The organism is Mycobacterium persicum (assembly GCF_002086915.1).
Classification (GTDB): domain Bacteria; phylum Actinomycetota; class Actinomycetes; order Mycobacteriales; family Mycobacteriaceae; genus Mycobacterium; species Mycobacterium persicum.
In genome coordinates this window covers 1,309,649-1,329,283 of record NZ_MWQA01000001.1, presented here as the reverse complement: position 1 = coordinate 1,329,283, position 19,635 = coordinate 1,309,649, and the positions used below count along the sequence as shown (strand labels likewise).

11 protein-coding genes are annotated in these 19,635 nt (G+C 66.7%); 9 read left to right on the top strand and 2 right to left on the bottom strand.

Translation table 11 applies throughout. From position 1 onward, the window contains the following. Nucleotides 1-241: 241 nt before the first annotated feature. The 5 genes from B4U45_RS05875 to B4U45_RS05855 are packed head-to-tail and all read left to right on the top strand — an operon-like array spanning nucleotide 242 to nucleotide 4,399. Entirely contained in the window at nucleotides 242-1,369 is a 1,128-nt protein-coding gene (locus B4U45_RS05875; RefSeq protein WP_075512878.1) for an aromatic ring-hydroxylating oxygenase subunit alpha, read from the top strand. After that, entirely contained in the window at nucleotides 1,335-2,951 is a 1,617-nt protein-coding gene (locus B4U45_RS05870) for an AMP-binding protein (protein WP_075548421.1), read from the top strand. The genes B4U45_RS05875 and B4U45_RS05870 overlap by 35 nt, the downstream gene beginning before the upstream one ends. A gap of 60 nt (nucleotides 2,952-3,011) precedes the next feature. Continuing rightward, the gene (locus B4U45_RS05865) at nucleotides 3,012-3,437 is read left to right on the top strand and encodes a nuclear transport factor 2 family protein (RefSeq protein ID WP_075548420.1); all 426 of its coding nucleotides are present in this window, start codon (nucleotides 3,012-3,014) and stop codon (nucleotides 3,435-3,437) included. A gap of 57 nt (nucleotides 3,438-3,494) precedes the next feature. Next, nucleotides 3,495-3,968, top strand: a complete 474-nt coding sequence (locus B4U45_RS05860) for an FAS1-like dehydratase domain-containing protein (RefSeq protein ID WP_075548478.1) — start codon at nucleotides 3,495-3,497, stop codon at nucleotides 3,966-3,968. Then, a complete protein-coding gene (locus tag B4U45_RS05855; protein ID WP_075512881.1) occupies nucleotides 3,965-4,399 on the top strand; it encodes a MaoC family dehydratase in 435 nt (144 codons plus the stop codon). Before B4U45_RS05860 ends, B4U45_RS05855 begins: the two co-directional genes overlap by 4 nt. Here the strand turns inward: B4U45_RS05855 and B4U45_RS05850 are convergent. Then, nucleotides 4,377-5,876, bottom strand: a complete 1,500-nt coding sequence (locus B4U45_RS05850) for an aldehyde dehydrogenase (RefSeq protein ID WP_075548419.1) — start codon at nucleotides 5,874-5,876, stop codon at nucleotides 4,377-4,379. The two genes, B4U45_RS05855 and B4U45_RS05850, sit on opposite strands and share 23 nt — an antisense overlap. Nucleotides 5,877-5,966: 90 nt before the next feature. Between B4U45_RS05850 and B4U45_RS05845 the strand changes: the two genes are divergently transcribed. Beyond that, nucleotides 5,967-7,331 (top strand): secreted hydrolase, encoded by a 1,365-nt coding sequence (locus tag B4U45_RS05845; protein ID WP_075548418.1) that lies wholly within the window; start codon nucleotides 5,967-5,969, stop codon nucleotides 7,329-7,331. Nucleotides 7,332-7,368: 37 nt separating this feature from the next. On the opposite strand, the gene B4U45_RS05840 is transcribed toward B4U45_RS05845, so the two are convergent. Then, on the bottom strand, nucleotides 7,369-8,517 hold the full coding sequence (locus tag B4U45_RS05840; protein ID WP_075548417.1) for an aromatic ring-hydroxylating oxygenase subunit alpha: 1,149 nt from the start codon (nucleotides 8,515-8,517) through the stop codon (nucleotides 7,369-7,371). 174 nt (nucleotides 8,518-8,691) lie between these two features. Here B4U45_RS05840 and B4U45_RS05835 point away from each other — a divergent pair, with 174 nt between their 5' ends. The 3 genes from B4U45_RS05835 to acpS all read left to right on the top strand — a co-directional run bounded on the left by B4U45_RS05835 (nucleotide 8,692) and on the right by acpS (nucleotide 19,599). Beyond that, nucleotides 8,692-9,414 (top strand): DUF1906 domain-containing protein, encoded by a 723-nt coding sequence (locus B4U45_RS05835; RefSeq protein WP_075548416.1) that lies wholly within the window; start codon nucleotides 8,692-8,694, stop codon nucleotides 9,412-9,414. 533 nt (nucleotides 9,415-9,947) lie between these two features. Then, nucleotides 9,948-19,178 (top strand): type I polyketide synthase, encoded by a 9,231-nt coding sequence (locus B4U45_RS05830; RefSeq protein ID WP_122526489.1) that lies wholly within the window; start codon nucleotides 9,948-9,950, stop codon nucleotides 19,176-19,178. 28 nt (nucleotides 19,179-19,206) lie between these two features. Then, nucleotides 19,207-19,599, top strand: a complete 393-nt coding sequence (acpS, locus tag B4U45_RS05825) for a holo-ACP synthase AcpS (protein ID WP_023366014.1) — start codon at nucleotides 19,207-19,209, stop codon at nucleotides 19,597-19,599. Nucleotides 19,600-19,635 lie beyond the last annotated feature (36 nt).

Here is a 19,635-nt window from a genome sequence, read left to right as displayed (position 1 = left end):
TGCAACTGGCGAAGCTCTGCCATCGGGAAGTGCAACTTACGGCTAAACCGTTGTGCGACAGGGGTCCCGCCGGAGCCTCGACGGAAGCCGGCCGTCGCAGCGATCCCGGGCACCACCGGCTACCCGCTATGTCCACGTTGACGTTCAATCCCTAAGATAGTAAAAATAGATCTAGTCGTCGAACCACGGTGAGTCAAACGCGGCCTGGTTGCCGCTCGGCCGCGTGGGAAACGGAGATCTCGTGACGCAGACCATTTCAGGCTCGGCTTCCGAATCGGCCCAGGATCCGTCGGAACGAGAGTTCGGTGCGAGCGGGATTGCGCTGTCGTCGTACCGGTTCCCGACGGGATGGTTCATCGTCGCGTTCGCCTCTGACCTGGCTCCCGGCGATGTCAAGCGTGCGCATTATTTCGGCGAGGAGCTGGTGCTGTTCCGCACCGCTTCGGGGCAGGTGCACGTGCTGGACGCCTACTGTCAGCACCTCGGCGCCAACCTGGCTGTCGGGGGCACGGTTGAGGGCGAACACATCGTGTGCCCCTGGCATGGCTGGCAATGGCGCGGGGACGGCACCAACGCGCTGATTCCCTACAGCAAGATCGGCTGCAAGAACAACGTCCGAATTCGCAGCTACCCCAGTACGGAGTGGTACGGCTTCATCCTGGTCTGGCATGAGCGCCACGGGCGGGCGCCGTACTGGCAGCCGCCAGTGCTGCCGGAGCTGGAGACCAACGAGTACTACCCGCTGCACCCACATAGCCGGATGCTCAACCGGGTCAAGGTGCACCCGCAGATGATCATCGAGAACGCCGCCGACCCCTATCACGTTCAATACGTGCACAAGGCCGCTAACCCGGCCACCACCGCGTCGTTTGAGGTCTCCGGGTACCACCTACACGCCACCGTCAATGCCCACTTCGGTGGCGGCAGACCCGCGACCTGGCTGACCCCGAACGGCCCGGTCGACGCCAAGATTGTCTACGACAACTACTCGCTGGGGTTGGGCTTCGTGCGCTTCCCCAGCGAGTTGGTGGGCACCGTTCAGGTCACCGGGCAGACGCCCGTCGACGAGGATTACACCGACTACTTCTACACCCAGGCGTCCCTCCGGGAGCCAGGCGACACCGGCGACGTGCCGACCGGGCGCGCCGCCAAATTCCTGGCTTTGCAACAGGAAGTGATCAAACAGGACTTCTTCACCTGGGAGAACATGAAGTACCTGGAGAAGCCGAACCTGGCGCCCGAAGAAGCGCACGACTACGCCGCCCTTCGTCGCTGGGCGCACCGGTTCTACCCCGGCGCGCAGCCCTGCGCCGACGACTTCGGATACACCGCAGATGGTGAGCCCGACCCCGCGGCTGCGAAGGCGTGATGTGAGCAGCCCTCCGGGGCCCTCCGATTTCGGAGTCGATCGCTTCACCGTTGCCGATGTGCTCGACCGGCGCGCAGCACAGCATCCGGACCGGGTGATGCTGAGGGTAGCCGGCGTCGACACCACCTTTGAGGACCTGCGACGGCGGTCGTGCGCTGCGGCGAGCATGCTGAGCGACCTCGGCGTCGACCGCGGCGACACCGTGGCGCTCTTCACCCCAACGTGCCCGGAATGGATCTACTTCTGGCTGGGCGCAGCACGAATCGGCGCCGTCAGCGCGGCGGTGAACGCCGCCAATAAGGGCGACTTCTTGCTGCATACCTTGCGGCTGTCGCAGGCCAAGGTGATACTCACCGACCCGGAGCGGCAAAACCGCCTCGAGGATATCGCCGACCGCGTGGACACACTGAATGAGACTGTGGTGTTAGGTGATTCGCTGAGCACGGAGCTGAGCCGCGATGCCGGCCCATTGCCGGATGGGCTCGGCGAGACGGAGATTGGATCGCTGTTCTTCACCTCCGGCACCACCGGGCCGTCGAAAGCCGTTGCCACGAGCTGGCATTACCTGTTCACGGTGGCCGCCACCGTGGCATCGGCCTGGCGATTCGCCCCCGGAGAGGTGCTGTGGACGGCGATGCCGCTGTTTCACCTGAGTGCGGCGCCCACCGTACTGGCACCGATGCTGGTCGGCGGAACAACCGTGCTCGCCCGCGAGTTTCATCCCGGCGAAGTCTGGGACGAGGTGCGCGCGCATGGTGCCGTCGGCTTCGTCGGCGCCGGCGCGATGGTGTCGATGCTGCAGAACCTTCCCCCGGATTCCCGTGATGCGGCGCTGCCGTTGCGGTTCATCTCCGCGGCGCCCATTGCCGCGGACTCCTACCATGCGATCGAAAAGCGCTACGGCTGCCGTATCGTCACGATGTACGGGCTCACCGAGGCATTTCCCCTTACCGTCAAGGGCGTTGCCGACGACGGGGTTCCGGGAACATCGGGGAAGCCGAATCCTAATTTCGATGTGCGCGTTGTCGACGACGCCGGCAACCCGCTACCGACCGGACTGGCCGGAGAGATCGCCTGCCGGCCCAGATTCCCACACGTGATGAGCGAAGGGTACGTCAGTGATTACGCCGGATCGGGACTGCACGTCGATCGCCATCCCGACTGGTTCCACACCGGCGACCTCGGGAGATTCGACAGCGCCCAGAACCTGACCTACCTGGATCGCAGCAAGGATTCGTTACGCAGACGCGGCGAGAACATCTCTTCGGTGGAAGTGGAAACCGTCGTGGCAAGCCATCCGGCGGTGCTGGAGGCGGCGGCAATCGGCGTCCCCAGCGGGGTAGGCGAGGACGACATCCTGATGATCGTGACCACGCGCCCCGGCGCTGCCGTCGACTACACCGAGTTGCTCGACTTCTGCGCTGCCCGCATGCCCTACTTCTGCGTTCCCCGATATGTGGAGTCGGTCGATGAACTTCCGAAGAACGGAATCGGGCGAATACGTAAAGATCTGTTGCGTACCAGGGGTTTAACGCCGGCTGCCTGGGATCGCGAAAGACATGGCTACCGGGTCAGCCGATGAGCTAGCGTAGTGTCACGTCCGTCGGTTCGGTTATCCCCGCGAGTGTGGCTGGAGAGCACAATGACGTTGTCCTATCAAGAACAGCAGATGCTGCACGCTGCGACGGGCCGCGCCGCCATTCTGGATTTGACCGCGCGACACAATCGCGCGTATTCCGAGGGTGACCGCGACGCATGGATCGCCACCTTCCGTCACTCCGGCGCAAGTTATAGCCGTGACGGCGAATCATTCGGTGATCCGCGGGCGGCCTTCGACGGCGGCGACGGGCAACGCCTGGTCACCGTCGACCACGAGGTCCGCATCGACGGGGTCAACGCCACGCAGCGTTGTGTCGCGCTGCTCTTTGCCCGCGTGCACGGCGACACCACGCTGCGGGCCACCGGGACATTCCGCGATCAGCTGATCTACGAGCGGGGCGGTTGGTATTTCGCTTCCCGCGCGCTGCAATGGGATTCGGTACCGAGCCGGCATCCGCTCGTCATGTAGCCGGTTGCCCACGTGAACTACCAACTGGCCTTCGGCAGCTACCAGGATGCGCTGCGGATGGTCGGTGCGACAACGGAACCGAGAACCGCCGCGACTGTGGTGAGCGGCGCGCGCATTCAGCTGTTCGCTGCCATGGTTCGCGACGGAAACCCCTCATATTGGGACGCCGAATACGCCCAGAGGCGTTGGGGCGGCTTACTGGCGCCGCCGGCCCTTTTGATGGGCTGGCTGATTCCGCCGCCGTGGCAGCCGGGAGGCCGGGTGCCCGCCGCGTCGTTGGCGCTGCGGGTGCCGTTGCCGGGCACCACGTTCATCAACGCGGCCAACGACGCCGAGTTTGTGCGGCCCATCGTCGAGGGCGATCGGCTCACCGTCGTCGAGGAACTGGTGTCGGTGTCCCCGGAAAAGCAAACCCGGCTCGGGGTCGGGCATTTCGTCGAAACGCTGGAGACCTACCGCCGCCAGGATGGCGCGGTGGTGGCCACATCGCGAAATACGTTGTTCCGCTTCACGCCTGGGCCACGACCGTGACCGATCGGACGTGGAACGACATCACCGTTGCGCTCGAGCTGCCCGAGGTCGTCGACCAGATCAGCTATCAGCGGGTGGTGGAGAACGCCGGGGCGACGTGGGACTACTTTCCGGGGCATTTCGATCCGACATATGCCCAAAGCCAGGGAAACCCAACCATTTTCGTCAACACCATGCATCTGGCGGGATTCGCCGACCGGATCGCGACCGACTGGGCCGGTCCGGGCAGCCGGGTGGTACGCCGTTCCATGCGGCTGACCGGCTCGATCTATGCCGGCGACACCATGGTGGGCCGGGGCCGGGTGGTGGCCAAACGGTGTGACGAGAGCGTCCAGCCGCCACGTTATCTCGTCGATCTGCGGATCGAGGTGACCAATCAGCACGGCGCGGTGTGCTGTCCGGTCGAGATCACCCTGCAGTTGCCGCAATGACATTGAGGACATTGGGCGGCGGCATTTTCCCGTTGCACAGCACCGATTGCAGCTCGACATATTCGGCCAGGCCCTCGGGCCCGAATTCGCGGCCGATACCCGACTTCTTGAAGCCGCCGAACGGTGTGCTGATGTCGAGCATGTACATGTTGATGCCGTAGGTGCCGGTCCGGATCCGGGCGGTGATTTCGAGGCCGTGGGCGGTGTCGGCGGTCCACACCGAACCGGCCAAGCCGTAATCGCTGTCATTGGCGATCCGGATCGCGTCCTGCTCGTCACGGTAGGTGAGAACGGTCAACACCGGTCCGAATATCTCCTCCCGTGCGATGCGCATGTCATTGGTCGCGCCGGTGAACAGCGTCGGCCGCACGTACCAACCACGATCGGCCGGGCTGTCCTCGCCGCCGACCACAACGCGCGCGCCCTGCTGCCGCCCGGATCTGATGTAGTCCTGAACCCGAAGCTGTTGGCGCCGGGCGACAAGTGGTCCGATATCGGTCGTGTCGTCACCGGGGTCGCCGACCCGCAGCGCCGCCATCATGTCGGCCAGGGCATCGACGACTTCGTCGTGACGGCGTTCGCTGACCAGGATGCGGGTCTGGGCAACACAGGCCTGGCCGTTATTCATCAACCCGGCCGTCTTCAACCCGGCGACGGTCTTATCGAGGTCGGCGTCGTCGAGGATGATCGCCGCCGATTTGCCGCCCAGTTCCAGGCTGACCCGTTTCAGTTGCGCTCCGCACTCCGCGGCGATGCGGCGTCCGGTGGCGCTGGAGCCGGTGAACGCGATCTTGTCCACCCCGGGATGGCTCACCAGCGCCTGGCCGACAGACGGTCCGCCGGTGAGCACCGAGACGACTCCCTCGGGCAGCTCGATCTGCTCGATCATCTCGGCCAACCACAAAGCGTCCAAAGGAGTTTCGGGAGCGGGTTTGACGATGACGGTGCAGCCGGCGATCAACGCCGGGATCAGCTTCGGCATGATCAGGCATTGCGGCACGTTCCACGGCACAATGGCGCCGACCACGCCGACGGGCGCACGACGCAGGTGCGCCTCGCCGAGCACACCCTGCCGCCGTTCCGTCCACGGGAAGTCCCGGGCGGTCGCCAGCGCCAGATGGATCATCGACGCCGCACCAGCCGCCTGGCCCAGCCTGCTGAAACTGCGCGGCGAACCCATCTCCGCGGTGATCAGGTCGGCCATGTCGTCGAGATGGTGTGCGTAAATCGCGGCCAGTTGCTCGATTTTGCTCATTCGCTGGTGCGGATTCCACAGCGGCCACGGACCGTGGTCGAACGCCTGCCGGGCGGCGGCCACCGCCGCCTCGACGTCGCCGGGGCCCGCCGCCGGTGCTTCGCCCAGCGGCTGCTCCGAGTGCGGGGAAATGACGCAGAGCCGTTCCGGCGTAGTGGGTTTGCGCCAGCGCCCGCCGATGAACAGTTCGTCATACCTGTGACGCGGGGATTCTGCCGTCATCGGGGCACCACCTCGGGGCAGGCGACGGTAACTTCGCTATTGATGCTAACATAGCAAAAAAGCGTGGTCCGGCGCCCGGGAAGGCCTGACATGAGCAGCGACTGGCGCAGTTACCCGTTCCAGCTGGTGGCGCGCGACAGTGCGCTGGATTTTCCCGCCGCCGAAGGCGCCCACGCCGACCAGGAGTCCGATACCTGGTTTCTCGCCGGCCAACTGGACGCAACCGGCTCCGGCCGCTCGTTTGCGTTTCTGGCCATCCTCAACAAGAACCGGCCCGGCGGCTCGGTGGTCGCCGACTTCTACACGCTGGCATTGTTCGACCTCGACACCGGCGAGTACGGCACCTATACCGATTACGACATGCCGCCGGCCAGCATGGCGCCCGGCGCCCACCCCAAGCTGTCGGCCGCAACGGGGCATCTGGACCTCGAATACCGCAGCGGCGCCGGCATCGCGTCATGGATCACCTGCCGTGACGCCGACGGGGACCTGTTGCCCTACACCTACCGGGTCAGTCTGGTGGGAACCGATCAGGCCGGTCGGTTGATGCGGCTGGATCTGGTCGTGACGCCCACGCGCGCGCCCACCCCGGTGGGGGCGTCGGCCTACAACGGAAAGATCGTCTGCTTCGGCCAGCCCGATACCCACTCCTATTTTCAGACCGGCATGGCGATGACCGGAACACTGCGCTGGGGCGAGGCGAAGGAACTGGTCACAGGTGCGGCCGGGCATATCGACCGGCAGTGGTTTCCGAGGTACGCCGGCGGCGGGGGAGACCCGCGGGGACGGTCGCACGAATGGCGCACCATCCATTTCGACAATGGTGTCGACATGAGCATCTGGCGACAGTTCGACCGTACGAACGGCAATGCGGTGCAACCGTTTACCGGCGTGACGGCAAGTTACCCCGATCCGGACCGGGCGCCGCAGTACGCCGAGGACGTCGACGTCACCATCCTCGGCTATGTCCGCTGGCCGGAGGCCGTGCGGCCGCTGCTGCCGCCGATCACCCCGGTCCGCTACCTGCCGGACCGCCACCGGATCACCTGCGCCACAATGCAATTGGAACTGATCGGAGAGCCGCTGGTGGCCGCTCCGGCCCATGGCCTGCCGATCGAATACATGGAGGGCCCCTACCGCTACCGCGGCACCCTGCAGGGTGAGCCGGTGACCGCCTTCGCGTTCTACGAGCGGTCACTGGCGTTGTATCGCGATTGGGAGCTGATCGACGTGCTGGCCGCTACCGTCGCCAATGCTCGGCCACCGGCCCCGGAGTTGGCTGCCCTGGTGGAACGCGTGACGCCATTGGTGCTTTCGGGCCGCCGCACGGAGGCCCTGGAGATGTTGCGGACGGAATCAGCAGCGCTTCCCGACGATTGTGATCAGGATTCTCGTGACGTTCTCGAGGCGCTGATCGGCTCGCTGACGCAGCAGACTCCCTCGGTGAAGCTGTAATGTGGCAGCAGTCTTCTCGGCCTTTTGCTGCGAATCTTCAGCCTCGGTGCAACGCGTCGAGCGCGCGCTCCCATGCGAGGTGACGGTGTTGTAGCCCCGGCTCGTTGCGCCCGAACACCAGTCGCTCCCGTGCGCCCGATTCGAGGTTGGCTTGCAACGACTCGGCCAGTCGATAGTCCTCGTCGCGGACCGTTGCGTGTGCGTACTCGAATACGGCCTGGGCGCCCGCGGCCACGGATTCATCGGAGACGTCCAGCGCTGTGGAGTTCTGGTGGACGGTGACGGATCGGCCCGGTTGCTCACCGGGGTAAACGCGGAACAGCTCGCCGTTGGCGATGGTCACCGATAGCACGATGTTGGGAAACAGCGCGTAGATCACGACCATGTGGTGGAACGGATTCCACTGGTCCTCGGGCGCAGTGTCCAGCTCCATGATGGTGTTGAGCGGAAAGATCAATCGATGGTGTGGTCCATAGGAGTCGAAGACCGTGCAATTGCTGCGGGCGATGGTGGCGAAGGTTTGCCTGTGCACCGTGGCGAAGTGGTAGTTCTCCGAAAATGTGTCAATCGCCAGCTTCCAGTTGATCCGCGAGTCGAGCACCTTCTCGCCCAGCGGAGACCAGTGCCCGATTCCCCATGAGTCGAGTTCGTCGGCCAGCGGTCCCAGGTGTTTTGCGATGTCTAGGGTGGCGCCGGGGTCCAGGGCAACCCACAGAAAACCAGCGAACTCAGTGGCCGGAAGCCTGGTCAACCCGTCGTCCTTCAACGTCATCTCGGGAAACCCTTCCCGGCCCGGGAGTCCGACCAATCGCCCGCCGTTGTCATACGTCCAGGCGTGGTAGGGGCAGCTGAACCGCTTCGCGGTGCCACACCCGGTCGCCACCTGCGCTTGTCGATGCAGGCAGACATTGTCAAAGGCGCGCACCGAGCCGTCCGACGTCCTGGTCAGCAGCACGGATCGCCCCATCACCGTCTTGGTGCAATACGAGCCGGGCCGCGGAAGCTCGGAGACGTAGCCGACCAGTTGCGGGCAGGACATCACCACGGCCCGCTCCCGGTCGTGTCGCTCGGGCGAGGTGTACTCCCGCGCGCGGACCGTGTGCTGCGAAGGCGCCAGGTCGGTCGTCTGGTCGCGTGCGAGCTTTAGTGCACGGCGGGTGAGGTCGATGAGCTGGTGGTGATCCATCGCGACCCCCGGTTGCGATCGAGTGCGGACTGCTCGCCTCTAACTTTACTAACTTTGCATTGACAGCAAGAATCGGCCCCGACCGCCGCCCAAACGTGCGTTGTGACATTGTGATGTAGATGTGACTGGCGAGCTCAATGAGTCAATTGATATAGGTGTCGTACTCTGTGGCTTGTGGAGGTCTCGCGGCGGGATGCGCTCAAGTACGCGGCGGCGACGCCCGGCCTGCTGGGCCTAGGTGTCGCGGCCGCGTCGTTGCGTGCCGCGCCGGCATCAGCGGGTTCGCTTGGCATCTTGTTGGACTATTCGGCCGGGGTCATCCCCGCCAGCCAGATCAGGGCTGCCGGGGCGGTGGGTGCGATCAGGTACGTATCGGATCGGCGACCTGGGGGTGCCTGGATGCTGGGCAAGCCGATCCAACTCGGCGAGGCCCGCGATCTGAGCAGCAACGGGCTCAAGATCGTTTCGTGCTACCAATTCGGCAAGGGCAGCACCTCCGACTGGCTGGGCGGTGCCGCAGCCGGTGTTCAGCATGCCAAGCGCGGCATGGAGTTGCACGCCGCGGCGGGCGGTCCGGCGGGCGCTCCCATCTATGCCTCGATCGACGACGATCCGTCATACGAGCAGTACAAGGACCAGGTCGCACCGTATCTGCGGTCCTGGGAGTCGGTGATCGGGCATCAGCGCACCGGGGTATATGCCAACTCCAAGACGATCGGCTGGGCGGTGCAGGACGGGTTGGGCTCGTATTTCTGGCAGCACAACTGGGGTTCGCCGAAGGGGTTCACGCATCCGGCCGCCAATTTGCACCAGGTCGAGATCGACAAACGCAAAGTAGGCGGAGTCGGCGTGGATATCAACGAGATCCTCCAGCCCCAATTCGGGCAGTGGGCCTAATTTTCCGCCCCGTCAAGGTGCCGTCAAGCCCCGTGTGCGGCGAGCTCCAGCAAACACTCGTTCGCTTAGATCGAAGCGGCGCAAAAAGCGGCGATTGCCCGCCGCTACGGCCGATGCGACGTCACGGGCCGGCCGCAGCGCAGGATTTCACCATAACGATTTGGTAACAATACTGCCTTGATCAGCGCAGTTATAGCTACTCGACCGTAACCACCTGCACGCAGGACGTTTGTTACGCGCGTCTGCGCCGACGACGAAACCTGGTGTTACCGATGAGCTGGTTACCCGCGCGTAGAACTCGCCAGTAACCGATCGGCGTCAAAAAAGTGGACTGATCCTTATGACACTCTTATAGAGCCGATGCAGTCCGTCGCGCCGCCCGGTCCATGGGCCGGCCCGCCGACAACGCACCGGTCAGACGTTTTCCGGCGGAGATTCGATGCGGAATCGGCCGGAGTTCACCAGGCCCTTGCAGGGGCCGGTCCGGTCCGGCCGAACCAACCGATACAGACGCATACAGGGAGATAAAGACGGTGACGATCCACGAGCACGACCGGGTGTCAGCTGACCACGACGGGACTGGCCCGCATCGCGCCCACGCTCTGGTCGATCGCCTGACCGCCGGTGAGCCGTTCGCGGTCGCGTTCGGCGGCCAGGGCAGCGCCTGGCTGGAGACGCTCGAGGAACTGGTTTCGGCGGCCGGGATCGAATCGGAGCTGGCCGCGCTGGCGGGTGAGGTGGAGCTGCTGCTCGAGCCGGTTGCCAAAGAACTGGTCGTGGTCCGCCCGATCGGCTTCGAGCCGCTGCAGTGGGTGCGTGCACTGGCCGCCGAAGACGCGGTCCCGCTGGACAAGCACCTGACGTCGTCGGCGGTGTCGGTGCCGGGCGTGTTGCTCACCCAGATAGCCGCCATTCGTGCTCTGGCCCGCCAGGGTATGGACCTCTTTGCCACCCCGCCGGTTGCCCTGGCCGGGCACTCCCAGGGGGTGCTGGCGGTGGAAGCGCTCAAGGCCGGTGGTGCTCGCGACGTGGAGCTGCTGGCATTGGCGCAGCTGATCGGCGCGGCCGGAACACTTGTGGCGCGCCGGCGGGGGATCTCGGTGCTCGGCGATCGCCCACCGATGGTCGCGGTCACCAATGCCGACCCCGAGCGCATCCAGCGATTGCTCGAGGACTTCGCCCAGGACGTGCGCACGGTGCTGCCACCGGTGCTGTCCATCCGCAACGGCCGGCGCTCGGTCGTCATCACCGGTACCCCTGAGCAGCTCTCGCGCTTCGAACTGTATTGCCGTCAGATCTCGGAGAAGGAGGAGGCCGACCGTAAGAACAAGCTTCGTGGCGGCGACGTCTTCGCGCCGGTCTTCGAGCCGGTACGGGTCGAGGTGGGCTTCCACACACCGCGGCTGGGCGACGGCATCGACATCGTCGGCAGCTGGGCCGAGAAGGTCGGCCTCGATACCGCGTTGGCGCGGGCGCTGGCCGAATCCATCCTGGTCCGCAAGGTCGACTGGGTCAACGAGATCACCCACGTCCACGAGGCCGGTGCTCGGTGGATCCTTGATCTCGGTCCAGGGGACATCCTGACCCGGCTGACCGCGCCGGTGATCCGCGGCCTGGGTATCGGCATCGTGCCCGCTGCCACCCGCGGCGGTCAGCGCAACCTCTTCACCGTCGGGGCCACGCCCGAGGTGGCCCGGGCCTGGTCGAGTTACGCCCCGACCGTGGTACGCCTACCCGACGGCCGGGTCAAGCTCTCGACGAAGTTCACCCGCCTTACCGGACGGTCGCCGATCCTGCTGGCGGGCATGACGCCGACCACCGTCGACGCCAAGATCGTCGCCGCCGCGGCCAACGCCGGGCATTGGGCCGAGCTGGCCGGCGGCGGGCAGGTCACCGAAGACGTCTTTCACAACCGCATCCAGGAGATGTCCCGGCTGCTGGAGCCGGGCCGGACCTACCAGTTCAACGCACTCTTCCTCGACCCGTATCTGTGGAAGCTTCAGGTCGGCGGCAAGCGCCTGGTGCAGAAGGCACGCCAGTCCGGTGCGGCGATCGACGGTGTGGTGATCAGCGCCGGCATCCCGGATCTCGAGGAGGCCGTCGAGCTGATCCACGAGCTCAACGACATCGGGATCAGCCACGTCGTGTTCAAACCCGGAACCATCGAGCAGATCCGCTCGGTGATCCGCATCGCCACCGAGGTGCCGACCAAGCCGGTGATCATGCACGTCGAGGGCGGCCGCGCCGGTGGCCACCATTCCTGGGAGGACCTCGACGACCTACTGCTGGCGACCTACTCCGAGCTGCGCTCGCGGGCCAACATCACCGTCTGCGTCGGCGGCGGCATCGGCACACCCGAGCGCGCGGCCGAATACCTGTCCGGACGTTGGGCGAAGTCCTACGGCTTCCCGTTGATGCCGATCGACGGGATCCTGGTGGGCACCGCGGCGATGGCGACGTGCGAGTCCACCACCTCGCCCTCGGTCAAGCGCATGCTGGTGGAAACCCAGGGCACCGGCGAGTGGATCAGCGCCGGAAAGGCCCAGGGCGGCATGGCTTCCAGCCGCAGCCAACTCGGCGCCGACATCCACGAGATCGACAACGCCGCCTCGCGGTGCGGCCGGCTGCTCGACGAGGTCGCCGGCGACGCCGACGCCGTGGCGGAGCGTCGCGACGAGATCATCGCCGCCATGGCCAAGACCGCCAAGCCCTACTTCGGCGACGTCGCGGAGATGACCTACCTGCAGTGGCTGCAGCGTTACGTGGAACTGACCATCGGCGAAGGCAATTCGACTGCCGACACCGCTGGGGTCATGGGGCCGGAAAGCCCCTGGCTGGCTGACACCTGGCGCGATCGCTTCGAGCAGATGCTGCAGCGCGCCGAAGCTCGGCTGCATCCAAAGGATTTCGGCCCGATCGAGACGGTCTTCACCGACCCGGCGCTGCTGGAGAAGCCCACCGAGGCTATCGCCGCGCTGCTTGCCCGCTACCCGGACGCCGATACCGTCCAACTGCACCCGGCCGATGTTCCCTTCTTCGTCACGCTGTGCAAAACCCCGGGCAAGCCGGTGAACTTCGTGCCGGTGATCGACAAGGACGTCCGGCGCTGGTGGCGCAGTGACTCGTTGTGGCAGGCCCACGATGCCCGCTACGACGCCGACCAGGTGTGCATCATCCCCGGCCCGGCTGCGGTCGCCGGTATCACCCGCCTGGACGAGCCGGTGGGTGAGCTGCTGGACCGCTTCGAGCAGGCCGCAATCGACGAAGTGCTCGCTGCCGACGGGCAAGTCAGGGACGTCAGATCGCGGCGGTTGGGCCGCCCCGACGCCCACGGACCCCTGGCCGTCGTGCTCGACGCACCCGACGTGTTGTGGGCCGGCCGCACCGCCATCAATCCGGTGCACCGGATCGCCGATCCAAGCGATTGGCAGGTGCACGACGGACCCGAAAACTCCCGTGCCACACACTCTTCCACCGGAGCCAGGCTGCAGATCGACGGCAAGGACGGGGCGGATGTGGTGTTGAGCGTGCCGGTATCGGGCACCTGGATCGACATCCGGTTCACCCTGCCGCCCAACACCGTGGACGGCGGGATCCCGGTGGTCTCGACCGAGGACGCCGCTACCGCGATGCGCTCGGTGCTGGCAATCGCGGCCGGTGCCGACGGGCCGGAGCTGCTGCCGCCGGTCACCGACGGGGTAGCCCGGCTGACCGTCGACTGGGACCCGGAAAAGGTTGCTGACCACACCGGGGTCACCGCCACCTTCGGAGAACCGCTGGCGCCCAGCCTCAGCACCGTTCCGGATGCACTGGTAGGCCGGTGCTGGCCGGCTGTTTTCGCGGCGATCGGATCGGCGGTCACCGACACCGGTGTGCCCGTGGTGGAGGGCCTGCTCAATCTGGTGCATCTTGATCATGCCGTCCGCATGGTCGGCACCCTGCCCGAAACATCCGACCAATTGACAGTTACCGCAACGACTTCCGATGCCCACGACACCGAGGTGGGCCGGGTGGTCGCGGTCTCGGTGACGGTTGCCGGGCCCGACGGCGAAGCGATCGCCGTCCTCGACGAGCGGTTCGCCATCCTCGGCCGAACCGGGGCGGCCGAACTCGCCGACCCGGTGCGGGCCGGTGGCGCGGTATCGGAGAACGCCACCGACACCCCGCGCCGTCGCCGCCGCGACGTCATCCTGACCGCGCCGGTCGACATGCGCCCGTTCGCCGTGGTGTCCGGCGACCACAACCCCATCCACACCGATCGGGCGGCCGCGCTGCTCGCGGGGTTGAAATCGCCCATCGTGCACGGCATGTGGCTGTCGGCCGCCGCCCAGCACGTGGTGACCGCCACCGACGGGCAGGCCCGTCCGCCGGCCCGGCTCATCGGCTGGACCGCGCGGTTCCTGGGCATGGTGCGTCCCGGTGACGAGGTGGACTTCCGCGTCGAGCGCGTCGGAATCGACCGGGGTGCAGAGATTTTGGAAGTGGCCGCGCGCATCGGTTCGGATCTGGTGATGTCGGCGACCGCGCGACTGGCCGCGCCCAAGACGGTCTACGCGTTTCCCGGCCAAGGCATTCAGCACAAGGGCATGGGCATGGAAGTGCGGGCGCGCTCCAAGGCGGCCCGCAAGGTGTGGGACACCGCGGACAGGTTCACCCGCGACACCTTGGGCTTCTCAGTGCTGCACGTGGTCCGGGACAACCCGACCAGCATCATCGCCAGTGGTGTGCACTACCACCATCCCGACGGCGTGTTGTACCTGACGCAGTTCACCCAGGTCGCGATGGCCACCGTGGCGGCCGCCCAGGTGGCCGAGATGCGTGAGCAGGGCGCCTTTGTCGAGGGCGCGATCGCCTGTGGCCACTCGGTCGGCGAGTACACCGCGCTGGCCTGCGTGACCGGCGTCTACGAGTTGGAAGCCTTGCTGGAGATGGTGTTTCACCGCGGATCGAAGATGCACGATATCGTTCCGCGCGATGAACTGGGACGCTCCAACTACCGGCTGGCGGCGATCCGGCCGTCGCAGATCGATCTCGACGATGCCGATGTTCCGGCCTTCGTCGCCGACATTGCGGCGAATACCGGTGAGTTTCTCGAGATCGTGAACTTCAACCTGCGTGGCTCGCAGTATGCGATTGCCGGCACCGTGCGTGGTCTGGAGGCGCTCGAGGCCGAGGTGGAGCGCCGCCGTGAGCTCACCGGTGGGCGCCGTTCGTTCATCCTGGTTCCCGGGATCGACGTTCCGTTCCACTCCCGGGTATTGCGGGTCGGGGTGGCGGACTTCCGGCGTTCGCTGGACCGCGTGATGCCGCGCGACAAAGACCCGGATGTGATCATCGGGCGCTACATCCCCAACCTGGTGCCTCGGCTGTTCACCCTGGATCGTGACTTCATCCAGGAGATTCGGGATCTGGTGCCGGCCGAGCCGCTCGACGAGATCCTCGCCGACTACGACACCTGGCGCCGGGAACGGCCCCGCGAGCTGGCCCGCATCGTCCTGATCGAGCTGTTGGCCTGGCAATTCGCCAGCCCGGTGCGCTGGATCGAAACGCAGGATCTGTTGTTCATCGAGGAGGCCGCCGGTGGCCTGGGAGTGGAGCGGTTCGTCGAGATCGGCGTGAAGACCTCGCCGACGGTGGCGGGCCTGGCCACCAACACCCTCAAGTTACCCGAATACGCCCACAGCACAGTGGAAGTGCTCAACGCCGAGCGCGACGCCGCGGTGCTGTTCGCCACCGACACCGACCCCGAGCCGGAGCCCGAGGCCGACGAGCCCGTCGGGGAGTCTGCTGAGCCGGCCGAAACTGCTGCTGCCGCACCGGCGCCCGCGCCTGCGGCACCTTCGGGTGCCGTTCGGCCGGACGACATCGCCTTCGATGCGGCGGATGCCACGCTGGCGCTGATCGCGCTGTCGGCCAAGATGCGCATCGACCAGATCGAGGAGCTCGACTCCATCGAATCCATCACCGACGGCGCGTCGTCTCGGCGCAACCAGCTGCTGGTGGACCTGGGTTCCGAGCTGAACTTGGGCGCCATCGACGGCGCCGCCGAGGCCGACTTGGCGGGGCTGCGGGCGCAGGTCACCAAGCTGGCGCGCACCTACAAGCCCTATGGGCCGGTGCTTTCCGACGCGATCAACGACCAGCTGCGCACGGTTCTCGGGCCGTCGGGCAAGCGGCCGGGTGCGATCGCCGAGCGGGTGAAGAAGACCTGGGAACTCGGCGAAGGCTGGGCTAAGCACGTCACCGTCGAGGTCGCGCTGGGAACCCGGGAGGGCACCAGCGTCCGCGGCGGCGCGCTGGGCAATCTGCATGAGGGCGCGTTGGCGGACGCGGCGTCCGTCGACAAGGTGATCGACGCCGCGGTCGCGTCGGTTGCCGCGCGCCGGGGCGTGGCCGTGGCGCTGCCGTCTGCGGGCGGTGGCGGCGGCGCCACCGTTGACGCGGCCGCGCTGAGCGAATTCACCGACCAGATCACCGGTCCCGATGGGGTGCTCGCCTCGGCGGCTCGCCTGGTGCTGGGCCAGCTGGGGCTCGACAACCCGGTCACCGCGTCGCCTGCGGCCACCGACGCCGAGCTGATCGATTTGGTCACCGGCGAACTGGGCGCGGACTGGCCGCGGTTGGTGGCCCCGGTATTCGACGGCAAGAAAGCCGTCGTCTTCGACGACCGCTGGGCCAGCGCCCGCGAAGACCTGGTCAAGCTGTGGCTGACCGACGAAGGGGACATCGACGCCGACTGGGCGCGGCTGTCCGAGCGCTTCGAGGGCGCCGGCCATGTCGTGGCAACCCAGGCCACCTGGTGGCAGGGCAAGTCGCTGGCCGCGGGCCGGCAGATTCACGCGTCGCTGTACGGCCGGATCGCAGCCGGCGCCGAGAACCCGGACCCCGGCCCCTACAGCGGCGAAGTGGCCGTGGTGACCGGCGCGTCGAAGGGCTCGATCGCGGCGTCAGTGGTGGCGCGGTTGCTCGACGGCGGCGCCACCGTGATCGCGACCACCTCCAAGCTCGACCAGCAGCGACTGGCGTTCTACCGCACGCTGTATCGCGACCACGCCCGCTACGGCGCGGTGTTGTGGGTGGTCGCGGCCAACATGGCGTCCTACGCGGACATCGACGCGCTGGTCGAATGGGTTGGCACCGAGCAGACGGAAAGCCTTGGGCCACAGTCGATTCACATCAAGGACGCGCAGACACCAACATTGTTGTTCCCGTTCGCGGCACCCCGCGTAGTCGGCGATCTGTCGGAGGCCGGCTCGCGTGCCGAGATGGAGATGAAGGTGCTGCTGTGGGCCGTGCAGCGGCTGATCGGCGGCCTGTCGACCATCGGCGCCGAGCGTGACATCGCGTCGCGGTTGCACGTGGTGCTGCCCGGCTCGCCCAACCGCGGGATGTTCGGCGGCGACGGTGCCTACGGCGAGGCAAAATCGGCGCTGGATGCCGTGGTGAGCCGCTGGCACGCCGAATCCTCGTGGGCGGCCCGGGTCAGCCTGGTGCACGCCCTGATCGGCTGGACCCGCGGCACCGGGCTGATGGGCCACAACGACGCCATCGTCACCGCGGTCGAAGAGGCCGGTGTGACTACGTATTCGACCGACGAGATGGCGGCGATGCTGCTCGGCCTATGCGACGTGGAATCCAAAGTCGCCGCAGCCAGTTCGCCGATCAAGGCGGACCTGACCGGTGGCCTGTCCGACGCCGATCTCGACATGGCTGAACTGGCCGCCAAGGCGCGTGAGCAGATGTCCGCCGACGCGGCGGCCGTCGAAGAGGAGACGGCGCCGGGGATCATCGCCGCGCTGCCATCGCCGCCGCGCGCGCACATCCCGGCGCCGCCGCCGGATTGGGATGACCTCGACGTCGACCCCGCCGATCTGGTGGTGATCGTCGGTGGCGCCGAACTGGGCCCGTATGGCTCGTCGCGCACCCGCTTCGAGATGGAGGTCGACGACGAACTGTCGGCGGCCGGAGTCCTCGAGCTCGCCTGGACCACCGGATTGATCCGCTGGGAAGACGACCCGCAACCCGGTTGGTACGACACCGAATCGGGTGAGCTGGTCGACGAGGCCGAGCTTGTCGAGCGCTACCACGACGCCGTGGTGGAAAAGGTGGGAATTCGCGAGTTCGTTGACGACGGCGCGATCGATCCCGACCACGCGTCTCCGCTGCTGGTATCGGTGTTCCTGGACAAGGACTTCAGCTTCGTGGTGTCCACCGAGGCCGAGGCCCGGGCGTTCGTCCAGTTCGACCCCGAGCACACCGTCGTCCGGCCGGTGCCCAACGCCACCGACTGGCAAGTAATCCGCAAGGCCGGCACCGAGATTCGGGTGCCGCGCAAGACCAAGCTGTCGCGGACCGTCGGCGCGCAGATCCCGACCGGGTTCGACCCGACCGTATGGGGCATCAGCCAGGACATGGCCGCCTCGATCGACCGGGTGGCGCTATGGAACATCATCGCGACCGTCGACGCGTTCCTGTCCGCCGGCTTCACTCCGGCCGACCTGATGCGCTGGGTGCACCCGAGCATGGTGGCCAACACCCAGGGCACCGGTATGGGCGGGATGACCTCCATGCAGACCATGTACCACGGCAATCTGCTCGGCCGGAACAAACCGAACGACATCCTGCAGGAAGTGCTGCCCAATGTCGTTGCCGCGCACGTGGTTCAGTCGTATGTGGGCAGTTACGGCGCGATGATCCATCCGGTCGGCGCCTGCGCGACCGCGGCGGTGTCGGTCGAGGAGGGCGTCGACAAGATCCGGCTGGGCAAGGCCGAGCTGGTGGTGGCCGGCGGGTTCGACGACCTGACCCTGGAGGCCATCATCGGCTTCGGTGACATGGCAGCCACCGCCGACACGGCGATGATGCGGGGCCGGGGCATCGACGACTCGAAGTTCTCCCGGCCCAACGACCGGCGGCGGCTCGGGTTCGTGGAAGCTCAAGGTGGCGGCACCATCCTGCTGGCCCGCGGCGACCTGGCCCTGAAGATGGGCTTGCCGGTGTTGGCCGTGGTGGGCTTCGCTCAGTCTTTCGGAGACGGTGTGCACACGTCGATCCCGGCTCCGGGCATCGGGGCATTGGGTGCGGGCCGCGGCGGCCGGGATTCGGTGCTGGCGCGTTCGCTGGCCAAACTGGGCGTGGGTGCTGACGACATCGCGGTGATCTCCAAGCACGACACCTCGACGCTGGCCAATGACCCGAACGAGACCGAATTGCACGAGCGGCTCGCCGACGCGCTGGGCCGCTCCGAAGGCGCCCCGCTGTTCGTGGTGTCGCAAAAGAGCCTCACCGGTCACGCCAAGGGGGGCGCCGCGGTGTTCCAGATGATGGGGCTGTGCCAGATCCTGCGTGATGGTGTCATCCCGCCCAACCGCAGTCTGGATTGCGTCGACGACGAGCTGGCTGGTTCGGCGCACTTCGTCTGGGTCCGCGGCACCTTGCGGCTGGGCGGTAAGTTCCCGCTCAAGGCCGGGCTGGTGACCAGTCTCGGGTTCGGCCACGTGTCGGGTCTGATCGCGCTCGTGCACCCGCAGGCCTTCATCGCCGCGCTGGACCCCGAGCAGCGGGCGGACTACCAGCGCCGGGCCGACGCGCGGTTGCTGGCCGGTCGGCGGCGTCTGGCCACGGCCATCGCCGGCGGCACGCCGATGTACGAGCGGCCCGCGGATCGTCGTTTCGACCACCATCAGCCGGAGAAGCCGCAGGAGGCGGCGATGTTGCTGAATCCGGCCGCCAGGCTGGGCGACGGCGAGGCATTTATCGGATGACTTCGATCATCCGTTAACGTGGCGACCCATGGGCATCGTCGGTGTGGGGATCGACCTGGTCTCCATTCCTGATTTCGCCGAGCAGGTCGACCAACCGGGAACGGTGTTCGCGACGACCTTCACCCCCGGTGAGCGGCGGGACGCTTCGGACAAGAGTTCGTCGGCGGCCCGGCACCTCGCGGCCCGCTGGGCCGCCAAGGAAGCGGTGATCAAGGCTTGGTCCGGCTCGCGGTTCGCGCAGCGGCCCATGCTGCCCGAGGACATTCACCGCGACATCGAGGTGGTCACCGACATGTGGGGCCGGCCGCGGGTGCGGCTAACCGGCGAAATCGCCAAGCATCTGGCCGATGTGACCATTCATGTCTCGCTGACCCACGAGGGGGATACCGCCGCCGCGGTGGCCATTCTCGAATCGCCCTAGACTGCGCGAGCAGACGCGGAATCGCACCAAAATCGG

What these genes read in the sequence shown, in the direction of transcription:
- B4U45_RS05870 (WP_075548421.1), top strand. Translation starts at nt 1,335, where the DNA reads ATGGTGAGCCCGACCCCGCGGCTGCGAAGGCGTGATGTGAGCAGCCCT.
- B4U45_RS05865 (WP_075548420.1), top strand. Translation starts at nt 3,012, where the DNA reads ATGACGTTGTCCTATCAAGAACAGCAGATGCTGCACGCTGCGACGGGC.
- B4U45_RS05860 (WP_075548478.1), top strand. Translation starts at nt 3,495, where the DNA reads ATGGTCGGTGCGACAACGGAACCGAGAACCGCCGCGACTGTGGTGAGC.
- B4U45_RS05850 (WP_075548419.1), bottom strand. Translation starts at nt 5,876, where the DNA reads ATGACGGCAGAATCCCCGCGTCACAGGTATGACGAACTGTTCATCGGC.
- B4U45_RS05845 (WP_075548418.1), top strand. Translation starts at nt 5,967, where the DNA reads ATGAGCAGCGACTGGCGCAGTTACCCGTTCCAGCTGGTGGCGCGCGAC.
- B4U45_RS05840 (WP_075548417.1), bottom strand. Translation starts at nt 8,517, where the DNA reads ATGGATCACCACCAGCTCATCGACCTCACCCGCCGTGCACTAAAGCTC.
- acpS (WP_023366014.1), top strand. Translation starts at nt 19,207, where the DNA reads ATGGGCATCGTCGGTGTGGGGATCGACCTGGTCTCCATTCCTGATTTC.